A 1,180-nucleotide genomic window follows, 5' to 3' on the forward strand; every position below is an offset into this window, starting at 1 on the left:
GGGCACGGGCTTGACCTTGGCCGATACCGTCAACGGCGGTGCTGGAACCGACACGGTGGCATTGACCGGCAACGCGGCGGTGACCGCGGCCACATTCGACAATGTCAGCGCGATCGAAATCATTACCGTCACCAACACCACACAGTCCGTCGCGATCACGACCAAAGATACGCTGGTGGCTGCCGGGGCTGTTCTGACGCTGCAGGCGACTTCGTTGACGACGGGCGTGCTGACCTTCAACGGCGCGGCGGAAACCGACGGCAGTTTCAGCATTACTGGGGGCGGAGCCAACGACAGCATTACCGGCAGTTCAGGCAATGACACGTTGATCGGCGGCAACGGCAACGATGCGCTGTCGGCAGGATTGGGGACGGATATCGTATCCGGCGGGACGGGCAATGACACGTTCACGTTCGCCGCAGTCAGCGGCCTGACCAATGCCGATGCAGTGGACGCAGGAACGGGCACGGACACGGTCGCGCTGACCGGAAATACCGCCTTCACGGCATCGAATGACTTCGATAACGTGCAGAATATTGAAGCGATCACGGTCGGCAATACCAGCACGGCGGTGACGATCACCACCAAGGATGCGCTGGTTGCCGCCGGCGCGACGCTGACGTTGTCGAATGCCGCCAATTCCGGCGCGCTGACCTTCGACGGCAGCGCCGAGACCGACGCCAATCTGGCGATTACCGGCGGCACGGGCAACGACAGTTTCATCAGCGGCTCGCTGAACAATGTGTTCAGCGGCGGGAATGGCGATGATGCCTTCACGTTCGTCGCCGGTACCGGTTTGACGGCGGATACCGTCAACGGCGGTGCCGGCACCGACACGCTGACGCTGATCGGCACCACGGCAATCACCGCCACACAATTCAACAATGTCAGCAATATCGAACTCATCGCATTGCCGGACATGGTCAATACCGCGATTGCAATCACGACGGTGAATGCGCTGGTTGCGGCGGGCGCGACCCTGACGTTATCGAACGCCGCCAATGCCGGCGTATTGACGTTCAATGGCGCAGCCGAGGCCGACGGCGCGTTTGCGATCACCGGCGGCAGCGGCAATGACAGTATCACCGGCGGCTCGGGGAACGATACGCTGAGTGGTGGCGAAGGCAATGACGCGATCACCGCAGGACTGGGCAATGACACGCTCAGCGGCGGCAACGGC

The 1,180-nt window shown here is 62.2% G+C and carries 1 protein-coding gene; it reads left to right on the plus strand.

Annotated elements, in window-relative coordinates:
• Positions 1-16: 16 nt before the first annotated feature.
• Positions 17-1,180, plus strand: a 1,164-nt coding sequence (locus ABF87_RS14520) for a calcium-binding protein (protein WP_240143715.1), incomplete at its 3' end; no start/stop codon positions are given.

This window comes from Nitrosomonas sp. JL21 (genome assembly GCF_009833095.1).
GTDB lineage: Bacteria > Pseudomonadota > Gammaproteobacteria > Burkholderiales > Nitrosomonadaceae > Nitrosomonas.